The organism is Candidatus Pantoea multigeneris (assembly GCF_011752615.1).
Classification (GTDB): domain Bacteria; phylum Pseudomonadota; class Gammaproteobacteria; order Enterobacterales; family Enterobacteriaceae; genus Pantoea; species Pantoea multigeneris.
The window spans coordinates 50,834-72,316 of sequence record NZ_VWXF01000006.1 but is presented as its reverse complement, the minus strand read 5'-3'; the positions used below and the strand labels follow the sequence as shown (position 1 = coordinate 72,316).

Annotated in this window: 22 protein-coding genes; 11 read left to right on the top strand and 11 right to left on the bottom strand. The window is 54.0% G+C overall.

What is annotated here, in order from left to right:
- Position 1 precedes the first annotated feature (1 nt).
- Positions 2 to 1,582, bottom strand: a complete 1,581-nt coding sequence (locus tag F3J40_RS14875; protein WP_167015797.1) for a Hint domain-containing protein — start codon at positions 1,580 to 1,582, stop codon at positions 2 to 4.
- Between the two features lie 535 nt (positions 1,583 to 2,117).
- Positions 2,118 to 3,341, bottom strand: coding sequence for a mechanosensitive ion channel family protein (locus tag F3J40_RS14870; protein WP_167015795.1), 1,224 nt, complete (start codon positions 3,339 to 3,341; stop codon positions 2,118 to 2,120).
- A 208-nt stretch (positions 3,342 to 3,549) separates the two neighbouring features.
- Here F3J40_RS14870 and F3J40_RS14865 point away from each other — a divergent pair, with 208 nt between their 5' ends.
- From F3J40_RS14865 to rlmC, 10 genes are all read left to right on the top strand, one after another.
- Positions 3,550 to 3,801: a DUF1418 family protein gene (locus F3J40_RS14865; RefSeq protein ID WP_017346991.1), complete on the top strand. Its 252-nt coding sequence runs from the start codon at positions 3,550 to 3,552 to the stop codon at positions 3,799 to 3,801.
- A gap of 15 nt (positions 3,802 to 3,816) precedes the next feature.
- Positions 3,817 to 4,539 (top strand): oxygen-insensitive NADPH nitroreductase, encoded by a 723-nt coding sequence (gene nfsA / locus F3J40_RS14860; RefSeq protein WP_167015793.1) that lies wholly within the window; start codon positions 3,817 to 3,819, stop codon positions 4,537 to 4,539.
- A gap of 24 nt (positions 4,540 to 4,563) precedes the next feature.
- On the top strand, positions 4,564 to 5,469 hold the full coding sequence (gene rimK / locus F3J40_RS14855; protein ID WP_167015791.1) for a 30S ribosomal protein S6--L-glutamate ligase: 906 nt from the start codon (positions 4,564 to 4,566) through the stop codon (positions 5,467 to 5,469).
- A gap of 82 nt (positions 5,470 to 5,551) precedes the next feature.
- The gene (locus F3J40_RS14850) at positions 5,552 to 6,034 is read left to right on the top strand and encodes a YbjN domain-containing protein (RefSeq protein WP_167015789.1); all 483 of its coding nucleotides are present in this window, start codon (positions 5,552 to 5,554) and stop codon (positions 6,032 to 6,034) included.
- 380 nt (positions 6,035 to 6,414) lie between these two features.
- Positions 6,415 to 7,524, top strand: a complete 1,110-nt coding sequence (potF, locus tag F3J40_RS14845; protein WP_167015787.1) for a spermidine/putrescine ABC transporter substrate-binding protein PotF — start codon at positions 6,415 to 6,417, stop codon at positions 7,522 to 7,524.
- A gap of 121 nt (positions 7,525 to 7,645) precedes the next feature.
- Positions 7,646 to 8,779 carry a putrescine ABC transporter ATP-binding subunit PotG gene (gene potG, locus F3J40_RS14840; protein ID WP_157060534.1) on the top strand — a complete coding sequence of 378 codons (1,134 nt, stop codon included), beginning with the start codon at positions 7,646 to 7,648 and terminating at the stop codon, positions 8,777 to 8,779.
- A gap of 9 nt (positions 8,780 to 8,788) precedes the next feature.
- On the top strand, positions 8,789 to 9,751 hold the full coding sequence (gene potH, locus F3J40_RS14835) for a putrescine ABC transporter permease PotH (RefSeq protein WP_167015785.1): 963 nt from the start codon (positions 8,789 to 8,791) through the stop codon (positions 9,749 to 9,751).
- The gene (potI, locus tag F3J40_RS14830) at positions 9,748 to 10,593 is read left to right on the top strand and encodes a putrescine ABC transporter permease PotI (protein ID WP_017346998.1); all 846 of its coding nucleotides are present in this window, start codon (positions 9,748 to 9,750) and stop codon (positions 10,591 to 10,593) included. The genes potH and potI overlap by 4 nt, the downstream gene beginning before the upstream one ends.
- A 66-nt stretch (positions 10,594 to 10,659) precedes the next feature.
- Complete coding sequence (locus tag F3J40_RS14825; RefSeq protein ID WP_017346999.1) at positions 10,660 to 11,124, top strand: YbjO family protein; 465 nt, start codon at positions 10,660 to 10,662, stop codon at positions 11,122 to 11,124.
- A gap of 51 nt (positions 11,125 to 11,175) precedes the next feature.
- Positions 11,176 to 12,300, top strand: a complete 1,125-nt coding sequence (gene rlmC / locus F3J40_RS14820) for a 23S rRNA (uracil(747)-C(5))-methyltransferase RlmC (RefSeq protein ID WP_167015783.1) — start codon at positions 11,176 to 11,178, stop codon at positions 12,298 to 12,300.
- Positions 12,301 to 12,351: 51 nt separating this feature from the next.
- Here the strand turns inward: rlmC and artJ (F3J40_RS14815) are convergent, their stop codons facing one another.
- The 6 genes from artJ (F3J40_RS14815) to F3J40_RS14790 all read right to left on the bottom strand — a co-directional run bounded on the left by artJ (F3J40_RS14815) (position 12,352) and on the right by F3J40_RS14790 (position 16,784).
- Positions 12,352 to 13,083, bottom strand: coding sequence for an arginine ABC transporter substrate-binding protein (artJ, locus tag F3J40_RS14815; protein ID WP_167015781.1), 732 nt, complete (start codon positions 13,081 to 13,083; stop codon positions 12,352 to 12,354).
- A 117-nt stretch (positions 13,084 to 13,200) separates the two neighbouring features.
- Entirely contained in the window at positions 13,201 to 13,869 is a 669-nt protein-coding gene (gene artM, locus F3J40_RS14810; RefSeq protein ID WP_167015779.1) for an arginine ABC transporter permease ArtM, read from the bottom strand.
- Positions 13,869 to 14,585, bottom strand: a complete 717-nt coding sequence (gene artQ / locus F3J40_RS14805) for an arginine ABC transporter permease ArtQ (protein ID WP_167015777.1) — start codon at positions 14,583 to 14,585, stop codon at positions 13,869 to 13,871. The genes artM and artQ overlap by 1 nt, the downstream gene beginning before the upstream one ends.
- 6 nt (positions 14,586 to 14,591) lie before the next feature.
- The gene (gene artJ, locus F3J40_RS14800) at positions 14,592 to 15,326 is read right to left on the bottom strand and encodes an arginine ABC transporter substrate-binding protein (protein ID WP_167015775.1); all 735 of its coding nucleotides are present in this window, start codon (positions 15,324 to 15,326) and stop codon (positions 14,592 to 14,594) included.
- Positions 15,327 to 15,341: 15 nt separating this feature from the next.
- Positions 15,342 to 16,070: an arginine ABC transporter ATP-binding protein ArtP gene (gene artP / locus F3J40_RS14795; RefSeq protein ID WP_017347005.1), complete on the bottom strand. Its 729-nt coding sequence runs from the start codon at positions 16,068 to 16,070 to the stop codon at positions 15,342 to 15,344.
- Positions 16,071 to 16,250: 180 nt separating this feature from the next.
- Positions 16,251 to 16,784, bottom strand: a complete 534-nt coding sequence (locus tag F3J40_RS14790) for a lipoprotein (protein WP_167015773.1) — start codon at positions 16,782 to 16,784, stop codon at positions 16,251 to 16,253.
- Between the two features lie 109 nt (positions 16,785 to 16,893).
- Here F3J40_RS14790 and F3J40_RS14785 point away from each other — a divergent pair, with 109 nt between their 5' ends.
- Positions 16,894 to 17,712: an N-acetylmuramoyl-L-alanine amidase gene (locus tag F3J40_RS14785; protein ID WP_167015771.1), complete on the top strand. Its 819-nt coding sequence runs from the start codon at positions 16,894 to 16,896 to the stop codon at positions 17,710 to 17,712.
- Here the strand turns inward: F3J40_RS14785 and ltaE are convergent.
- The 3 genes from ltaE to F3J40_RS14770 form a co-directional block, all read right to left on the bottom strand.
- Positions 17,706 to 18,707, bottom strand: a complete 1,002-nt coding sequence (gene ltaE, locus F3J40_RS14780) for a low-specificity L-threonine aldolase (RefSeq protein ID WP_167015769.1) — start codon at positions 18,705 to 18,707, stop codon at positions 17,706 to 17,708. The genes F3J40_RS14785 and ltaE overlap by 7 nt on opposite strands.
- Positions 18,708 to 18,773: 66 nt before the next feature.
- On the bottom strand, positions 18,774 to 20,498 hold the full coding sequence (gene poxB / locus F3J40_RS14775; protein ID WP_167015767.1) for a ubiquinone-dependent pyruvate dehydrogenase: 1,725 nt from the start codon (positions 20,496 to 20,498) through the stop codon (positions 18,774 to 18,776).
- A 68-nt stretch (positions 20,499 to 20,566) separates the two neighbouring features.
- Complete coding sequence (locus F3J40_RS14770) at positions 20,567 to 21,466, bottom strand: LysO family transporter (RefSeq protein ID WP_167015766.1); 900 nt, start codon at positions 21,464 to 21,466, stop codon at positions 20,567 to 20,569.
- Positions 21,467 to 21,483: the final 17 nt, after the last annotated feature.

Sequence of the window (21,483 nt, the reverse complement as noted above, 5' to 3'; positions counted from 1 at the left end):
GTTATCCCCGACTCGCGGCAAGGTAGTTGTGGTAATCCTGATGCCATTCAGGGGGAAGTTCAGCCAGCACGTTAACCGGGCGCTGATGCCAGGCATCTTCAAAATCACGCTGCATCTGGCTGTCTCCCACCAGAATGCCGTTGGCATAGAAGGTGCTATTTCCCTCCAGCCCTGCACCGATGGGGTCATCGCATGAAAGATGCAGGTTGAAGACGTCGATTTCATGGTCGAGTGGGGTGATAGCCACCACTTCGCCCTCACCCTGGGCTGTGAGCAGTTTCTGTCCTGGTTCCAGTTCGCGCGCCAGTAAAATCCCCTGCGGAGTACAGAATGGATGGCCAGATGTGGCGATAATCTGTTGTTTTTGCAGGGTGATCTGTAGCGCCTGGGGTTCCTTGCCCACCGGAACATCTTCCACGCGCAGACTACGTTGGTCGTGTGATCGCACCCATTCGCCAATGCGCATCTCACGGAGCGGTTTTTCGCTTCCGTCTTCCAGTTGAATCAGGCTGTCGCCACCCAGGCAGCCGTAGACAATCTGCATCGGTGGAATTTTTTGGGTATTGAGAAATGGCTGCTCTGGTACCACGCTGGCGGGGGCGTTAGTGATAAAGGTAACAATATCTCTCCCCGCTACAGAGAGGCTCACTTTGAAAATGTAATAAACACGTTCCCCGGAACTGAAGTCGACCTGTTTGAACGGCAGCCAGTCGAGATCCCAGCTAATTTTATTGCCCGCACATGTGGTGCCTGCGGTATTAAATATCGGGTTGCTGATGACAGAAGTGATGGGTGATCCACCGGCTCGCTCACGTACCAGATAAATATCGTTATAGGCATTGACGGGCTTGCCCCCTTGCATATCGATATTGTCAAAATAGGTGATACTGCCTTTAATCGGCACTCTGACCACGCCACCCCAGGGCCCACCATGATCAAAATAGGTGCAATCAATCTCATTACGTGACAGGCAAACTTTAATCAGTTGCTGATTGGTCAATGCCTTAGGTGAATCGTTAGTAATCAGCTGCGGATAGCTCTGGTTATAAACGATCTCTGCGCCGTAGCAGGTTGCACCATCGATGGTTTGAGAAAACGTATAAATAACGCAGTTATTATCCAGTTGCGCATCCGCCGCACCTTCCGCCTGAATCACGCAGTTGCTGGTATTGATATAGGATTTGTTTAGCGCCACCTTGCCTTTGCTTTGTCCTTGATAATCAAAGAAACCCAGCGTTTGCGTGACGTTAGTGGCAGAAACCGGTAACGAGGCCAGTGCGCTGGCGGTAGCTGTGCCGCCGGTATCTCTGCCCAGGGCAAACAGGCTGTACACGGGTTTGGCATTATCACTTTCTGCCTGAGACAGACTGCCGCGCAGAGTAGCGCGTTGGGAATGCTGATATTGCTGCATAAATGCCGGATAGCGTTGGCTATTTACCTCGGCTAGCCGGAGTTGTAAGGCATAAAATTCAGCCAGTAGCGGATCATCTAAATCGAGATTAAAAATACCCTGATTAGCATACTGATTAATCACGGATTTAATCACCTGGTTTTCCAGGGGACTCATATTTGCATCAGGCATGATGTTATCCCGCGTTATCACGCAACAGTAAAATACGGGTTGGAAAACAGGCGCAGAGAATGGGCGCGTTTTTTCCACGCAGCAGCATTGGCTTTAGAGACAAGCTCTAGCCTTGGTCAATATCTGATGATTTCCGCACAGCGACAGAGAACCTGACGCACAACGTCGGCCTGGAGTGGCAAAAAGAGTGTTCAAGGCGTTGCAAATATCGCGCAACGTTTATGTTTAGATTTTGTTATGAGAGAACATAGCAGTGGCAATACGTTTACACAATAGTCAGATCAGTAAAATTTAACTGTTTGACGATTTTGTTTTGACTAATCATGCGGATGATTATTGCATTATTTTTAATTCATTGTTTTTTATGAATTATATTTTTTGTTTTGATTTTTACTGGATACTATTAGCTTTTTATATCAGTAATATATTTAATGTTTTTTGATGATTTAGGTAAAGTCCTGGTAAGGTAAGTATCAATTTTTCATATCGATAACAGCGATAACTGGCTCAAACAATGAGCCAGTTCAAAGGGGGGTTAACGGCGGGCAGTGCCGATTTGCGCCATATCCCAACCCGCAGGGTGTTGGTAAATGCGCAGGGAGAAGTGGCCCAGTATTGCGTAGATGTATTCGAAAATTTCCCCCTGGGTATTTTCATAGTCAATCCAGGCGGTCGAGGTGGAGAAGCAGTAAACTTCAATCGGCAGGCCATCAGGCGCGGGCTTTAACGCGCGCACCACGACATACATATCCTGATGAATATCAGCACGCTGGCGCAGGTAGTGAGTGAGATATTTACGCATGATCGTCAGGTTGGTGATGCCTTCATCGGCCAGCCAGCGGTCGCTAACCACACTGATATCACGGCCATCCAGCAGCGCGGAGAGGGGCTCACTGGCGAGTTTCAACTCTGACAGGGATTGCAGCATCTCCTGCGTGGCAAAGCAGATTGACTGTTGGTCGAGGTAAAAACTGCGCATAATCCGGCGTGCGCCCGAGGAAAACATGGACTGCCAGTTGGTATAGGTTTCAGTGAGGAAATTTTTGGTGGGAATACGTGACAGCGTATTATCCCAGTTGCGCACCGTAATGGTGTGCAAGGCGATATCAATCACTTCGCCGCTAATCCCATTATCAGGCATCTCGATCCAGTCCCCTAACTGTAATACATCGTTAGACGAGACCTGAATGTTAGCCACCAGGGATAATAATGTATGTTGAAACACCAACATTAATACTGCGGCCACCGCGCCAAGACTCGAGATAATAATAACGGGTGACTTGTTGGACATAATAGCCACAATCATAATGGCGGAGACAATATGGACCCCGATTTTGCCAATCTGAATGTAGCCTTTAATTGAGTGGTTTTTACGCCGCGTCTTTTTAGCGTAGGAGTTGTTGATGATCTCCAGCAACTCGTTGAGAAATAATGAGAGATAGATAAAAAACAGGATGCCACACACGGTGGTGATGGCGATCACGATATGCTGCGGCAGGTCGGTCATAAACTGCAACAAATAGTAAACAATGATCACCGGAAGAAAATTCGACAGCTTTTCTGAAATACGGACATCTTTATCCAGCGGTACACTGTTCTTATGGCTGCTAAAAAACAGTTTGCGTACCACTTTGACAATAAAAAATTTGCACAATAGATGTGCAATCAAGCCCGCTGCCACCAATAAAACGATATTGAAACTGATCGCCAGCAGCGGATTTTGTTGAATAAAGTGCAGTGTATCGTGCAGAAAAGTCATATTTGTCGCTTAAATGATGTTCAGGTCCGAAAGCAGCATAAACCGCATAACGACGATTTGCGAATCCACATCCTAAATTAATCACGGTTCACCCCTCAAGCTGTTCAACGGGCAGAGGCATAGCCTGCTAACCTCTCTCCGCCAGTTGTGCGATAGTTGAAGCATGGGATGGGGCTCGTGGCCTCATGCGCAAGCAGGAGAGAGACAGATGCGAAATATTATGCGGTTACCGAAAAAGGTGCTGCTGCTGGAAGCGGTCGGTGGCCTGTTGCTGATTATTGCCCTGCTGGTGGTGAACCAGTGGCTGCCCACACCCGCCATGTTTGAACGCAAAACCCTGGCAATTATCCTCAGCGTGGTGGGCATTGCCCTGATGTTGCCTTCTTGTTGGCTGATTGCATGGCGAACGGCACAAGCAATGGCACCGCAGCTGTTTGATCAGCCGCGCGATAAAAAATAGTTTTTTGGAGAGAGTATGACCCCAACCATTGATTTACTTTGTAGTCACCGTTCTGTTCGCAGTTTTACACCAGAAGCCATTACTGAAGCACAACGCACGGCGATCATTGCTGCGGCGCAAGCGGCCTCAACCTCCAGCTTCCTGCAGTGCTCGTCCATTATCCGTATTACCGATCCGGCGGTGCGTGAACAGTTAGTGACCTTGAGTGGCGGGCAACCCTGGGTGGCACAGGCGGCTGAATTTTGGGTCTTCTGCGCTGATTTTAATCGCCATTTGCAAATTTGTCCTGATGCGCAGTTGGGCAGGGCGGAGCAACTGCTTTTAGGCTGTGTTGATACCGCGCTGATGGCACAAAATGCGATGGTTGCGGCAGAGTCTCTCGGTCTGGGTGGCGTATTTATTGGCGGTATTCGTAATAGCATTGCCGAGGTGACTGAGCTGCTTGGGCTGCCAAAGTTTGTCCTGCCACTGTTTGGCTTCTGCATCGGCCATCCGGCTGCCACGCCGGACAGTAAACCGCGTATTCCACAGGCCATGTTGGTGCATGAAAATCGTTACCAACCTCTGGATCAAACAGTACTGGCCGACTACGATAGCCGCACTGCGATCTACTATCAGCAGCGTGACAGCAACCAGCGCAGCGAAACCTGGAGCGAGTTGATTCAGCGCCTGATTATTAAAGAGACGCGTCCGTTTATGCTCGACTATCTGCATCAGCAGGGGTGGGCAACCCGCTAACTCCCGAGAGATAAAGGAAGCACCATGAAACTGGCCATACTGTCCCACGACGGCAGTCTCTACTCCTGTAAACGTCTGCGCGAAGCGGCAGAACAACGTGGCCATTCGGTGCAAGTGATCAATCCTCTTGCCTGCTATATGAATATCAATGTCGCTTCGCCGTGCGTGCACTATCGCGGCGAGCCGTTGGGCCATTTTGATGCGGTGATCCCCCGGATTGGCACCAGAATTACCTTTTACGGCACGGCAGTACTGCGCCAGTTCGAGATGAGTGGCACTTACCTTCTCAATACGTCTGTTGCAGTAATGCAGGCGCGCGACAAGCTGCGTTCATTACAGATTATGGCGCGCGCCGGGATCAATATGCCGGTAACGGGATTTGCCTCGTCGCCAGATGACACCGATGATCTGATCGCAATGGTGGGCGGGGCACCGTTGGTGGTGAAGCTGGTGGAAGGAACTCAGGGCGTGGGCGTGGTGCTGGCGGAGACGCGCCAGGCGGCCGAGAGCGTCATTGATGCTTTTCGCGGCCTGCATGCGCATATTTTGGTCCAGGAGTTTATTAAAGAGGCTGAGGGACGGGATATTCGCTGCCTGGTGATCGGTGATGAAGTGGTTGCCGCGATTGAACGAAAAGCCAAAGCGGGAGAGTTCCGCTCCAATCTTCATCGCGGTGGCACGGCAACAGCCGTCGAGATCACCGCTGAGGAGCGTGCGCTGGCAGTGAAAGCCGCCAGGGTTCACGGGTTGGACGTGGCGGGGGTGGATATTCTTCGTTCACTGCGCGGCCCACTGATCATGGAGGTGAATGCCTCACCCGGTCTGGAAGGAGTGGAAACGGCCACCGGCATTCGGATTGCGGACATGATGATCGAGTGGATTGAGCAACATGCCACTCCTCAAGATGTTCTGAAAAGCGAGCAGCCCTGATACTCCGGGGTTGTTTTCATGGCGCTAAGGCAAGATTTGCCGTAGGCTATTGCGCCAGAATATTACCCTGTGGGACCTTACAATGGATTCTCTTGTCGTACCGGATCTCGACCTGCTGCGTCACTGGCTCGATCAACAAAACATCACCTGGTTTGAATGTGATGCCTGTCAGGCACTGCACCTGCCGCATATGCAGAACTTCGACGGGATTTTTGACGCAAAAATCGATCTGGTGGACAACATAATCCTGTTCTCTGCGTTGGCAGAAGTTAAGCCCACAGCGTTGATCCCACTGGTCGGTGACCTGTCGCAGATCAACGCCAGTTCCCTGACGGTAAAAGCGTTTGTGGATATCCAGGATGATAACCTGCCGAAGCTGATTGTTTGCCAGTCCATCAGTATCAGCGCCGGTGTGACCTTCGGCCAGTTCTCGCACTTTATGAAGCAGAGTGAGGAGCAGGTTTCCATGGTGATTATGGAGGCCTTTGCCAATAATTTACTGATGATGGGCGAAGATGAAGAAGATCGCCCGCAAGTCTCCTCAGAGCGCTCATTGTTGCATTAATATTTCGTCTCCTCGCTTTCTGATGCAACTGCCGCTTTATGCGGCAGTTTTCATTTTAACCCCGCCACTTTTTATTCTGCCTTTAGCCGCGCTTTGCCAGATTTTAATCGCGCCTGATGGCGTGAATACCCATTCTCATAGCAGAAAAATGCATTACATCGCATGAATACCGTTTTTTACCCTGAGGTCTGGCGTCGCAGGATCGGCGGGGCTATGCTGGCGGGGCTGCGGAAACGCGAGCAACCTCAACGCAGATATAGGATTTTGCTATTAAACTTCAGTTGAATAATGATTCATTGTGTCGGCTGTGATGCCGGGCCCGCGTGCCTCGTCACAGGTTTGCAGCGTTATGATGACCCGCTCAGGAGGATGGAAAAAACATGATCAACCAACGTAAAAAATGGTTGTCGGCTGTGGTGGCAGGGGTGCTGATGGCGGTTTCCGCAGGCAGCATGGCGGCAGATAAAGAACTGCACGTTTATAACTGGTCAGATTATATCGCTCCAGACGTGGTGCCGAACTTTGAAAAACAGACAGGCATCAAAGTCACCTATGACGTGTTTGATTCCAACGAGGTGTTGGAAGGCAAACTGATGGCAGGTAGCACGGGCTACGATGTGGTAGTGCCTTCTTCCAGCTTCCTGGCGCGTCAGCTTCAGTCTGGTGTTTTCCAGGAACTGGATAAGAGCAAATTACCGAATTACAAAAACCTTGATCCCGATATCATGGCGAAATTGACCCAACACGATCCGGGCAATAAATACGCCATTCCGTATCTGTGGGGCACCACGGGTATTGGCTATAACGTCGATAAAGTACGTGCCGCGTTAGGTAAAGATGCCCCATTAGACAGCTGGGATCTGGTACTGAAACCGGAAAATCTGGCCAAACTGAAAGGCTGTGGCGTGGCATTCCTCGATGCGCCAGAAGAGATTTTCGCCACCGTGCTGAACTATCTCGGCAAAGATCCGAACAGCAGCGATGCCAAAGACTACAGCGGTGCTGCCACCGATCTGTTGCTGAAACTGCGTCCGAGCATCCGTTATTTCCACTCTTCGCAATACATCAACGATCTGGCTAACGGCAACATCTGTGTGGCGATCGGCTGGTCTGGCGATATCCTCCAGGCGAAGAACCGTGCAGATGCCGCGAAAAACGGCGTGCATGTGGGCTACAGCGTGCCAAAAGAGGGTGCGCTGGCGTTCTTCGACATGATGGCGATCCCGAAAGACGCTAAAAATCTCGATGAGGCCTACCAGTGGCTGAACTACATCATGGACCCGAAAGTGATTGCTGATGTGTCCAATAAGATGAACTACGCCAACGGTAACGCCGCGTCATTGCCACTGATCAACGCAGACATTCGTAACAATCCGGGCATCTACCCAACACCGGATGCTATGAAGAAGCTGTTTGTGCTGAAAGTCCAGGATCCGAAGCTGGATCGTGCGCGTACCCGTGCATGGACTAAAGTAAAAAGTGGTAAGTAATTCGTCGTCGACGGATAGATTTACAATGTGACGAAAACAGAGGCGCGTTTATGGCCTCTGTTTGCCATTTTAGCGGCTGGCTTTTTCGTGCTGTCCCGCTCAGCGCCGGAGAGAGATGTTAGTGAACGATGTAACTCAACGCCCGCAACAAAAAACCGCTAAGGCGTTAACGCCGCTGCTGGAAATTCGCAATCTGACCAAATCGTTTGATGGTCAGCACGCCGTGGATGATGTCAGCCTGACCATCTATAAAGGCGAAATTTTTGCCCTGCTAGGGGCTTCCGGTTGTGGTAAATCGACCTTGCTCCGCATGCTGGCAGGCTTCGAAGCGCCCACCAGTGGACAGATTGTTCTCGACGGTCAGGATCTGTCGCACGTACCGCCTTATCAGCGCCCGATCAATATGATGTTCCAGTCCTATGCGCTGTTCCCACACATGACGGTGGAGCAAAACATCGCGTTTGGCCTGAAACAAGACAAGTTGCCAAAGGCTGAAATTGCCAGCCGGGTAGAAGAGATGCTGAGCCTGGTCCACATGCAGGAGTTTGCAAAGCGTAAACCGCATCAGCTCTCCGGCGGACAGCGTCAGCGCGTGGCGCTGGCACGCAGCCTGGCAAAACGGCCCAAGCTGTTGTTGCTGGATGAGCCAATGGGCGCACTGGATAAAAAACTGCGTGACCGCATGCAGTTGGAAGTGGTGGATATCCTTGAGCGCGTGGGGGCGACCTGTGTCATGGTCACCCACGACCAGGAAGAGGCGATGACCATGGCCGGACGTATCGCGATCATGAATCGCGGTAAGTTTGTGCAAATTGGCGAGCCGGAAGAGATTTATGAAAACCCCACCAGCCGCTATAGCGCCGAATTTATCGGTTCGGTCAACGTGTTTGAAGGTTTACTGCGTGAGCGTCAGGCAGATGGCCTGGTGATTGAAAGTCCGGGTCTGGTCCACCCGCTGAAGGTCGATTCTGACGTTTCCGTGGTGGATAACGTGCCGGTGTTCGTGGCACTACGCCCGGAAAAAGTGATGCTGTGCGAAGAGGTTCCGGCAGATGGCTGCAACTTTGCCGTGGGTGAAGTGGTGCATATTGCCTACCTTGGCGACCTTTCTATCTATCACGTGCGTCTGCGCAGTGGGCAGATGATCAGTGCGCAGCTACAGAACGCCCATCGCTACCGCAAAGGTGCGCCGACCTGGGGTGATGAAGTCCGGCTGTGCTGGGATACCGACAGCTGTGTGGTTTTGACGGTTTAAGGAGCTGCGATGAGCCTGTTTACCCCACGCCGCGCCGAACCTCCGGTGCTGGTTGGTACACCGTTAGGCCGCTGGGCCACGCGTATCAAAATGCAGCATGGCCGCAAACTGGTGATTGCGCTGCCCTATGTCTGGCTGGCGCTGTTTTTCCTGCTGCCTTTTTTGATTGTGCTGAAAATAAGCTTTGCCGATATCGCCCGGGCGATCCCGCCTTACACCAGTTTGCTGACCTGGGCGGACGATCAACTCAATGTGGTGTTGAATTTCGGTAACTATCTGCAACTGACTGACGATCCGCTGTATGTCGACGCGTATCTGCATTCGCTACTGGTCGCAGGGATTTCCACCATTATCTGTCTGCTGATTGGCTATCCACTGGCCTGGGCCGTGGCCCATAGCCGACCGGAAGTGCGCAATATTCTGCTGCTGTTGGTGATTCTGCCTTCATGGACGTCATTCCTGGTGCGCGTCTATGCCTGGATGGGACTGCTGAATGATAACGGGATCCTTAACCGCTTCCTGCTGTGGACCGGGGTTATCGATCATCCTTTAGTGATCCTCTATACCAACACCGCCGTGTATATCGGCATTGTGTACTGCTATCTGCCGTTTATGGTGCTGCCGATCTACACCGCGCTGACCCGCATTGACTATTCGCTGGTGGAAGCTTCGCTGGATCTCGGTGCGCGTCCGCTAAGAACCTTTTTTAGCGTGATTGTGCCGTTGACCAAAGGCGGCATTATTGCCGGTTCGATGCTGGTGTTCATTCCGGCCGTGGGGGAGTACGTCATCCCGGAACTGCTGGGTGGTCCGGACAGCATCATGATTGGCCGTATTCTGTGGCAGGAGTTCTTTAATAACCGTGACTGGCCAGTGGCCTCCGCGCTGGCGGTGATCATCTTACTGATCCTGATCCTGCCGATTATCTGGTTCCATAAGCATCAAAATCGTGAAGCGGGAGAAAAATCATGACCACCTTACCTGCGGTGCGTTCACCGTGGCGCATTGTGATTTTGCTGCTCGGTTTTGTGTTTCTGTATGCCCCTATGCTGCTGCTGGTGGTTTACTCCTTCAACAGTTCACCGTTGGTGACGGTGTGGGAAAACGTCTCGTTTCACTGGTACCACGTGTTGTTCCAGGACAGCGCGATGCTGGATGCGGTGGGGCTCAGCCTGACCATCGCTGCGCTTTCTGCCTCAATGGCGGTGGTGCTGGGGACGATTGCCGCCGTGATTATCGTGCGTTTTGGCCGTTTCCGTGGGCATACCGGTTTTGCGTTTATGCTGACCGCCCCGTTGGTGATGCCCGATGTGATCACCGGGCTTTCGCTGCTGCTGCTGTTTGTCGCCATGGGTAATGCTTTTGGCTGGCCGGGGGATCGCGGCATGTTGACCATCTGGTTAGCCCACGTGACCTTCTGTACCGCCTATGTCTCGGTGGTGATTAACTCGCGTCTGCGCGAGCTGGATCGCTCCATTGAAGAGGCTGCGATGGATCTGGGTGCCACGCCGTTGAAGGTGTTTTTCGTGATTACGGTGCCGATGATTGCCCCTGCGTTGGTCACGGGCTGGCTGCTGGCCTTTACGCTGTCACTGGATGACCTGGTCATCTCTAGCTTTGTGACCGGACCGGGGGCGACGACCTTACCTATGGCGATTTTTGCCACGGTACGTCGTGGCGTGAACCCGGAGATCAACGCTCTGGCCTCTCTGATTCTGTTTATTGTCGGTCTGGTCGGTTTTATCGCCTGGCGCTATATGGCACACGAAGAAAAGCAGCGTATTCGCGATATTCAGAAAGCAAAACGTGGCTGAAACGCGTAACTTTTGCCACTATGTTAAGGGCTGGCATCGCCAGCCCTTGATTCTGGAGTGGCGCAGATGTCAGAAACCTTTAAAACCCCCTTTGTTGCACTAGCACCGGTGGCCGTCACCACGGCGGCGGTGGCGATTATTACCACTCGCTGTCTCAGCGTGCTGATGTTGATCGATGCCCTTGGGGTTACCGAGCTGATGAATTTCGTCCACCGCAGTGCGCAGGCGTGGGACTCCACCTTGATCTTCATCGCCAGCCAGCTGATTTTCCTCTATGAACTGCGTTGTGCCTTTCTACTGCTACGCGGCCGCAACAGCGCGCGCTGGGGCTTTATTGCGGCGCAGGGCGTGGTGTTGGTCTATATGCTGCTGGCATCACTGGGCTTCGTCTATCCGGAGTTATTTAGCTTTGCCGGCCAGAGTGATGCCGAGGCGATTCACCATACGCTGGTGCAGAAACTGCCGGATGCGCTGGTGATCATGCTGTTGTTTGTGCCTGCCAGCAGCCGCGCATTTTTCCGAAAGCGGTGATACAATCGCGTCCCGCTTATCGCTCTCTTGCCCCAGATAACAGGCTTTACCATGCACTGCGCCCTTTTTGACGATCACCGTTGCCGCTCCTGCCAGTGGCTGGAAAAACCCTATTCACAGCAACTCAGTGAGAAGCAATCTTTGCTGGAGCAACTGCTGGCCGCGCATCCTGTCGCGGCCTGGTTGCCCGCTGTCACCTCGGCCCCTGAGGCGTTCCGCAATAAGGCGAAAATGGTGGTCAGCGGCAGCGTGGAGCGTCCTGTATTTGGTGCGGTGCCACGTGACGGTGAGCCGGTCGATCTCACCGCATGTCCGCTTTATCCGGCCCATTTCGCGGAGGTTTTTTCCGTACTCAAGCCTTTTATTGCTCGCGCAGGGTTGACGCCTTACAACATACAGCGCCGCCGGGGTGAACTGAAGTACCTGCTACTGACCGAAAGCAGCCAGGGCGGCATGATGCTGCGTTTTGTTCTGCGTTCTCATGACAAGCTGGCGCAGCTGCGCGCCGCGCTGCCGTGGTTGCAGCAACAGTTACCGCAGTTGACGGTGATCTCCGCCAATATTCAGCCGGTGCCGATGGCGATTCTGGAAGGTGAGGAAGAGGTGCCGTTGACGGAATCGCAATCCCTGGCAGAGAACTTTAACGGCGTACCGCTGTGGATCCGGCCACAAAGCTTTTTCCAGACCAACCCGCATGTCGCGGCAACCTTGTATGCCACCGCCAGAAACTGGGTCCGTGAGCTGGCAGTGACCAGCATGTGGGATCTGTTTTGCGGCGTAGGTGGATTTGGCTTGCACTGTGCAACGCCGGAGATGCAGTTGACCGGGATTGAAATCAGCGCTGAAGCCATTGCCTGTGCACGGCGCTCCGCTGATATGCTCGGCTTGAAAAAGGTCGATTTCGCTGCGCTGGATTCTACCGCTTTCGCCACTGCGCGTGATGCGGTGCCGGAGCTGGTACTGGTGAATCCGCCACGTCGTGGCATCGGCGTGGAACTGTGTAACTACCTTAGCCAGATGGCACCGGACTATATCCTCTACTCCAGCTGCAATCCGGATACCATGGCGCAGGATATCGCCCGTTTACCGGACTACCAGGTCAGTAAGGTGCAACTGTTTGATATGTTCCCGCATACCGCGCATTTTGAAGTGCTCACGCTGCTGGTGCGGGCTTAAGGCCAGAGGGACACTACCCTGCGTCCGTGCAGGGTAGCGGAGAACGATTCTTTATTCTGGGAACCACTGCTGGTTAATTTTCGCCAGGGTACCGTCTGCTTTAATCGCCACCAGCGCGGCATTCAGCTTATCACGCAGGGCTTCATTGCCTTTACGCACTGCAATACCCAAACCGGTACCAAAGTAGCTGGTGTCGGTAATGTGCTGGCCCACGCCCGACAGATCCGGGTTCGCTTTCAGCCACAGGTTCACCACGGCAGTATCGCCGAGCACGCCATCCAGACGACCATTTTTCAGATCAAGAATCGCATTCTGATAGCTGTCGTACGGTACGCTGACCACGCCCGGGAACTTTTCTTGCAGATACTTCTGATGCGTTGTGCCATTTTCCACACCAATACGTTTGCCTTTCAGCTGATCCAGCGAGCTGAACTGGCCCTTGTGCGCAATCACAATGGCGGAGTTGGCATAGTACGGGGTGGTGAAGTCGACCTGTTTGCTGCGCTCGGCGGTGATATCCATCCCGGAAATCACGGCGTCATAGCGGCGGAATTTCAGTGACGGGATCAGGCTGTCAAAGGCGTTATTGGTAAAAGTACATTCGGTCTGCATCTGCTTACACAGCGCTTTTGCCAGATCGATATCGTAACCGGCGATCTGGTTTTCACTGTTAAGGGATTCAAACGGAGGATAGGTTGCAGAGGAGGCAAAGCGGATGGTTTCCGCAGCCTGGGCGCTAATCGCCACTGTCGCCAACACGGCGGCAATGATCCATTTATTCATGGTCGGACTCCTGTAAGACGTTATTATTGCTGCGCAAAACGGCTTACACCATGCCAGTAAATGAATCTTTATGCAATATTTATGAGTATTTATATGGCGGGTCGCCCCGCCATAGCTTTAGTTCCGTCGCTCAAATGCCAACGCGCGACGCTCAATCAAACGCATCATCAAGGTCAGCAAGCCATTCACGCACAGATACACCAGGCCTGCGGCGACATACACCGTGACATCATAGGTGCGGCCATACAGCAACTGCCCGTGGCCCATCACTTCCATCAGCGTGATGGTGTACGCCAGAGACGTCCCTTTAAACACCAACACCACTTCGTTGGAGTAAGAGGAGAGGGCACGCTTAAAGGCGTAAGGCAGCAGAATATGCAGGGTATCTTTACGGCTCATGCCCAGCGCTGCGCAGGATTGCCACTGCCCAGCCGGAATGGCTTTAACGGCGCCATAAAACAGCTGAGTGGTGTAGGCAGCACTGTTGAGTGACAGTGCCAGCATGGCACACAACCACGGCTGAGACAGCAGATGCCAGAGCCACGGCACCTGTTGCAGTGAGGTGAACTGGCCCGGGCCGTAGTAGATCAGGAAGATTTGCACCAGCAGGGGTGTGCCAGTGAACAGCGTGATGTAGCCGCGCGCAATCTGTTGCAACACCGGCACTTTGAGAGACAGCACGATGGTGATCAGCAGTGACAGCACCAATGCCGCCAGCAGGGAAACCACGGTCAGCGTCAGGCTGGTCTGCAACCCTTTCAGAAGTTCGGGAATATAGTCCAGCATCAGCCGTGGCCTTGTTCAAAGCGCGTGGCGCGCTGTTCAATACGTTTCAACACCTGTTGACTCAGCAAGGTGATCACCAGGTAAATCGCGGCGGCAATCAGATACCAGGTAAACGGCTGCTGAGTACGGGTGGCGATACTTTTGGTTTGCAGCATCAGATCGTTGACGCTGATCAGGGACACTAAGGCGGTATCTTTCAACAGTACCAGCCACTGATTACCCAGGCCTGGCAGAGCATGACGCCACATTTGCGGCATGATCAGGCGCAGGAAGATAGCGGACTTTTTCATGCCCAATGCCTGACCCGACTCCCACTGACCTTGTGGTACCGCTTTGAGGGCACCACGCAGGGTTTGTGAAGCATAGGCTGAGTAGAGCATGGCCAACGCGATCACACCGCACAAGAAGGGACTGACATCGAAGTTTTCAATCTGCACCTGCACCGGGATTTTCACCACGGCAAGGTTAATGGTGAAACCATCCGACAGGGTTAGCAGCAGCTGCGAGGCACCGAAGTAGATAAACAGCACCACCAGAATTTCCGGTAACCCGCGAATCAGCGTTACCAGCCCGGTCCCTACCCACGCCAGAGGCTGCCAGCGTGCGGACTCCCAGCCAGCAAAAATCATCGCCAGCACAAGGCCGGCGATAAGTGCGCAAACAGCAAGGCCGACGGTCATCCCGGCGGCGCTTGCGAGAGAAATCAATTCATTCATAGCGGATTACTGCGGGAACCATTTGCTGTAGATGGTTTTGTAGGTGCCATCTGCTTTGATCTTATCCAGTGCGGTATTGAACTTGCCCTGGAGATCGCTGTTGCCCTGACGTACCGCAATGCCGAGGCCGGTGCCAAAGTAGGCTTTATCGGTGACTTTATCGCCCACACTGGCCAGCGTCGTGGCGTTCTGTTTCAGCCACTCATTGACCACGGCTGTATCACCGAATACGGCATCAATACGGCCATTTTTCAGATCCAGCACCGCATTCTGGTAGCTGTCGTAAGGCACGATGGTGATGTCGCTGTGTTTATCGCTCAGGTACTTCTGATGCGTTGTGCCGTTTTGCACACCCACACGTTTACCTTTGAGTGCGGCAACATCGGCCACTTTGCCCTTCTGCGCAATAAACAGCGCGGAGTTGTCGTAGTAAGGCTTGGTGAACAGCACCTGCTTTTCACGATCCGGGGTGATATCCATCCCTGCCATGACCGCATCAAAACGGCGGAACTTCAGGCTCGGGATCAGGCTGTCAAAGGCCTGATTGGTAAACGTACAGGTGGCATCAATCTGTTTACACAGCGCCATCGCCAGATCGACATCAAAGCCCTGGATCTTGTTGTCTGCATCCACATACTCAAACGGAGGGTAAGACGCTTCCGTAGCAAAACGGATGGTCTGCGCCGCAGAGGCACTCAGGCTTACTGCTGTCAGCAGTGCGGCCAGGAAGATTTTTTTCATCAACAGCATCCTTAATTAATGCGAAAGATAGTGGGCAAAGGCTTCAGTCTGCGGCTGTGTAAACCGGCTGGCATCGCCTTGTTCAACGATGTGACCATTTTCCATGTACACCACGCGGCTGGCGGTTTTTCTCGCCACTTCCACTTCGTGGGTCACGATGACTTGCGTGATGTTGGTTTCAGACAGCTCGCGAATGATATTAACAATTTGCGCGGTGATTTCAGGGTCCAGCGCGGCGGTAGGTTCATCAAACAGCAGCACCTGGGGTTCCATCATCAGTGCGCGCGCAATGGCAACACGCTGTTGCTGACCCCCGGAGAGGTGTAACGGGAAACGGTCGGCAAATGGCGTGAGGCGCAGGCGATCGAGCAGCTTCGCCGCACGCGCCTCAGCAGCCTGTTTGCTCAAGCCAAGTACCCGGCAAGGCGCTTCAATCAGGTTCTGCAACACGCTCAGGTGTGGCCACAGATTGTATTGCTGGAAGACCATCCCGACGTTTTGGCGCAGCTCACGGATCGCCGCATCGCCCGGTTTCTTACTGAAATCGAAGGTATTCCCTGCGATCTGTAAGGTACCGGAGCGTGGCTGTTCCAGCAGATTCAGAACGCGTAACAGCGAACTTTTCCCCGCGCCGCTTGGGCCGAGCAGGACCAGGGTTTCCCCTTGCGGACATTCCAGGTTGATGTCGAACAGTGCCTGGTGGGCACCGTAATAGCAGTTAATCGCGTTTAGTTGAATACTCATGCGCCGAAATTGAATAGCAATTGATGTCGCAAATTTTAACGTCACCAGAATAGTTATGCAATTGTGGTGGGTTAAAATTTATGAAATGTAATTTAAACAGCATATTTGTAGCACAATATATCGCTTATTTTGCAAAGCGACCAAAAGTGCATAATCAATTAAATGTAGATATTCATGCGCTTACTGTTTTTTTGTCTGATTTTCCAGCAGTTGTGACAAACTGCCACCCACATGCGGTCCGGCACCTAAATAGCGCACATCATTAACCACCCAGCAGTTGCCTTCATGGATCATCGCGACCTCATCCTGCCAGTGCTGGTTTTGCCGGGAGAGATCGACGCGCAGCGGGATGTTACGGGCATCGCGGTTAGGGATGGTTGAAGCATCTGCTACGCTGGCTTCCGTGGGGCCCTGTGCTGAACTGGAGAACAGATCGCCGCGCAAGGCCGGATTTTGTGCTGCCACCTGGCTTAGCTGCTGGTAAAGTTTGTCACTCAGGTAAGGCCGGTAGCGGGCCAACGTCTGGCTATTGGGGATGCCCTGATTTAAGGTTTGCAGGCGTAAATCGTAAAACTGCTGGGCCACGCTGTCCGGGCCGCCATCTACGCAGGCGGCGGTGCGCGGCCCATTGTCTTTGATGACAGGCTCAACGGTAGTACAGGCGGAGAGCAGCAGAGTGGCAGGGAGTAAAAGTCCATACAAACGGTTTTTCATGAAAAATCCTTATCAGGCTCGGGGTGCAGTGCACAACTTTTTGCCTAAAGTATAGTCACCGGTTTTTACATGCGATGGGTCATCGCCCATTTTTCCCCAAGGAGCAGGATTGAAGCGGCTGTTGTTATTACTGAGTTTATTACTGGTCGGTTGCCACGCGGGGATTGAGAGCCGTAACGGCTATTGGGTGGATGTCACTCACCCGGCACAGGGCGCACGCCCGCGCATTAAAGTGGTGGTGATTCACTACACCGCCGAAGATTTTGCCAGCTCGCTCGCCACACTTACCGATCGTGAAGTCAGCGTGCATTACCTGATCCCACGTCAGCCGCCGCAGCGAGACGGGCAAGGGGTGATATGGCAACTGGTGCCGGAGGAACAGCTGGCATGGCACGCGGGCAGCAGCTTCTGGCGTGGAGCCAGCCGCATCAACGACACCTCAATTGGGATTGAACTGGTCAACAGTGGCTATCAACGCACGCTCACCGGGCTGCGCTGGCAGGCCTTCACGCCGGATCAGATCCGTGCACTGGCCGCGCTGGTGCAGGATATTACCCGACGTTACGCGATTTCTCCGGAAAATATCGTGGGGCACAGCGACATTGCACCGGGAAGAAAACAGGACCCAGGCCCGCTATTTCCGTGGCAGCAGTTGGCGCAGCAGGGGATTGGTGCCTGGCCTGATGCCAGTCGGGTCGCGGTGTTACTACACGGCCAGAGGGCAAACACGCCAGTGGACGCGGCTGAACTGTTAAAGGTGCTGGGACACTACGGCTATAACACCGCTGCGGCCGTCACGCCGCATCAGCAACAGCAGCTGATTGCGGCGTTTCAGATGCACTTCCGCCCGGCAGATTATCGCGGCAATGCCGATGCCGAGACGCTGGCAATCGCGCAGGCGCTACTGGAGAAGTACGGGCCTTATTGATGCAGAAAGTCGCGCCAGTGATTCACTAAGGTTTGCAGTGCTGCACGGTCAACATCCAGATGAGTGACCAGGCGAGTCACGGCGCTGACGCTGAACAGTACATCGCGCTGTGACATCCAGTCGCTGAGCGCAGTGATCTGCTGCACTGGCACGCGGACAAACACCATGTTGGTGTGCTGTTCGGTGACTTCCAGCCCGAGATCCTGCAACTGCTCAGCCAGCCACGCCGCGTTGTCGTGATCTTCCTGCAGGCGGGCAACGTTGTGTTCCAGCGCATACAGCCCGGCAGCGGCCAGAATACCGGCCTGGCGCATGCCACCACCAACCATTTTGCGCCAGCGGCGTGCGCGTTCAATATACTCTCGGTCGCCACACAACAGCGACCCCACAGGCGTGCCCAGCCCCTTCGACAGGCAGATGGTCAGGGTATCGCAGTAACGGGCAATCTCTTCTAACGTCACACCCTGCGCCACCACGGCGTTAAAAATACGCGCCCCATCAATGTGCAGCGCCAGCTGTTTTTCACGCGTCAATTGCCATGCCTGTTGCAGATACTCCAGCGGCAGCACTTTGCCGTGATGGGTATTCTCCAGGCTTAACAGGCGGGTACGGGCAAAATGGATATCATCGGGTTTGATCGCGGCCGCCACCACATCAAGGGGAAGAGTACCATCGGCAGCCGCCAGTACCGGTTGCGGTTGAATGCTGCCAAGGACTGCCGCACCCCCTGCTTCATACTTATAGTTATGGGCCTGCTGACCAACGATATACTCATCCCCGCGCTGACAGTGACTTAACAGCGCAACCAGGTTGGCCTGGGTGCCAGTGGGGAAAAACAGTGCAGCGGCTTTGCCGCTTAACCGGGCAGCCTCCACTTCCAGTGCATTGACGGTAGGATCATCTCGATAGACATCATCACCGGTGGCGGCATGGTGCATGGCTTCCAGCATCGCGGCACTGGGGCGGGTTACGGTATCACTGCGTAGATCGATCACATGGCTCTCCCTGTAAAAAGCGGGCTCTGTTGGCCCGCTATTGCTTATCAGATACGTCCTTCTTTCTTACCTTAACCAGTTCGTTTTTGCCAGCTCAACCACCTCGTCACCGCGTCCGTTCATGATCGCGCGCAGCATATACAGACTGAAGCCTTTGGCCTGCTCCAGTTTGATCTGCGGTGGGATCGCCAGCTCTTCACTGGCAGTAACAACATCCACTAACACCGGACCCGGATGGGCAAAAGCCTGCTGCAAGGCTTCATCCACCTGTGAGGCTTTTTCCACCCGAATGCCTTTCACGCCGCAGGCTTCTGCCATGGCGGCAAAGTTGGGGTTATGCAACTCAGTGCCATCGGTCAGATAGCCGCCCGCTTTCATCTCCATAGCGACAAAACCCAGCACGCTGTTATTAAAAATCACCAGCTTTACCGGGAGCTGTAACTGTGCCAGCGAGAGGAAATCCCCCATCAGCATACTGAACCCGCCATCGCCGCACAGTGCGACCACCTGGCGTTGCTTATCCAGCGACTGCGCGCCCAGCGCCTGCGGCATGGCGTTTGCCATCGAACCGTGGTTAAACGAACCTATCAGACGGCGCTTGCCGTTCATCTTCAAATAGCGTGCTGCCCATACGGTTGGGGTGCCGACATCACAGGTGAAAATCGCATCTTCAGCGGCATAACGGCTGATCTGCTGTGCCAGATACTGAGGATGAATGGCCTGTTTATCATTGGCCGTGGCGAGGTCATCCAGTCCTTTGCGCGCATCGCGGTAGTGCGCCAGTGCGCTGTCGAGGTGGGAACGATCCTGCTGTTCACGCAGTTGGGGCAGAATCTGTTGCAGGGTGGCTTTGATATCCCCCACCAGAGCTAAATCAACATGGCTATGCGCACCCAGGCTGCCTGGGTTGATATCAATCTGAATGATTTTGGCATCGGTGGGATAGAAAGCCCGGTAAGGGAACTGGGTGCCGAGCAGCACGACGGTGTCGGCATTCATCATGGCGTGGAAACCGGATGAGAAGCCAATCAGTCCGGTCATGCCCACATCATACGGATTGTCGTATTCAATGTGTTCTTTACCGCGCAGCGCGTGCACCACCGGGGCATGGAGGCGGGCGGCAAGTTGCACCACCTGCTGATGGGCCTCGGCACAGCCGCTGCCGCACATCAGCGTAATGTTGTGTGCCTGATTCAGCGCCTCAACCAGTTGTTCAAGTTGGTGAGCGGCGGGAACCACCTGCGGCAGCGCGGGCGGATACCAGTTGGCGCTGGCATGTTCTGGCGCGGGTTTCAGGGCGATATCCCCCGGTAACACAATCACAGAGACACCGCGTTCAAGGATTGCCTTGCGCATGGCAATCCCCAGTACCTGCGGGAGCTGTTCCGGGTTTGAGACGAGCTCACAGTAATGGCTGCATTCGCGGAACAGTTCCTGCGGATGGGTCTCCTGGAAATAGCCGCTGCCAATTTCGCTGGAGGGAATATGTGCGGCAATGGCGAGCACCGGCACGCGGTTGCGGTGGCAGTCGAACAGGCCGTTAATCAAATGGAGATTACCCGGCCCGCAAGAACCGGCGCAGACCGCCAGTTTGCCGCTGATTTGTGCTTCAGCGCCTGCGGCGAAGGCCGCCACTTCTTCATGGCGGGTGGGCATCCACTGAATGGTGCCCATGCGATTCAGGCTATCACTCAGCCCGTTGAGTGAGTCCCCGGTGACCCCCCAGATACGCTCAACGCCAGCGCTCTCAAGGGTTTTGGCAAGCAGTGCAGCAACGGTCTGTTGTTTCATCTCTAGGCTCCTTATTTTAGCGGCCCGTTGCAGGGCCGCAGACAAGAAGCTTAGTTCAGCTGGGGGGACTAGCCAGAAAACAGCGCGATCAGAATGGGGGCCAGCAGGCTGGTAATAAAGCCGTGGACAATGGCGGCGGGCACAATTTCACTGCCTCCAGCCCGTTGCAGCACCGGCAGGGTAAAGTCCATTGAGGTAGCGCCGCTGATCCCTAACGCCAGCGTGCGATGGCGCTGAATTAATGGTGGGATCAGGATAATGGCGACTAATTCGCGGATCAGATCGTTGAAAAAGGCGGCGCTGCCGAGCACCGGACCAAAGCCTTCGGTCATCAGAATACCGGAAATGGAGTACCAGCCCATGCCGCTGCCCAGCGCCAGCCCGGTTTTCAGTGGTAAGCCCAGAACCAGTGCCGCGATCATGCCACCGACCAGTGCGCTGAGTGTCACTACCGCCGCGATCGTCATGCCCCGGCGGTTGATGACAATCTGGCGCAAGGTCATGCCGCTGCCGCGCAGTTGTATCCCCACCAGCAACAGCAGACACATTAAGGCATATTCCCCTGCTGCGGTGGCATGGTGCAGGAAGGGCCACTGCGTCAGCCCGAGCAGGAAGCCAAGCACCACCACGGCACAAAGTTGCAGCGAGTCCAGCGCCATTTTCAGGCGTGACGGCAACTGCTCCTGACGATGGTTATGCTGCCACGGCTGGCGCTTCTCCCATAGCCACAGCGCGAGCAGGTTGCACAAGAGAATGCAGACCGCGCAGATCAGCGCAGTGTGGAACACGCGCACCAGGTTGCTGCTGAGGTTATCGAGAAATGCGAGGCTGATGCCCATAAAGAACAGAATCACATACACCATATAACTCAGCGCGCGATTCACAACGTGCAGCAGGCGAGGGTGACGGAACGGCAGCAGCCAGCCGATAATCAGCGGCAGCAAAATAATTAACAGCCCGGTATACATAGCATCATCCTTGTTGA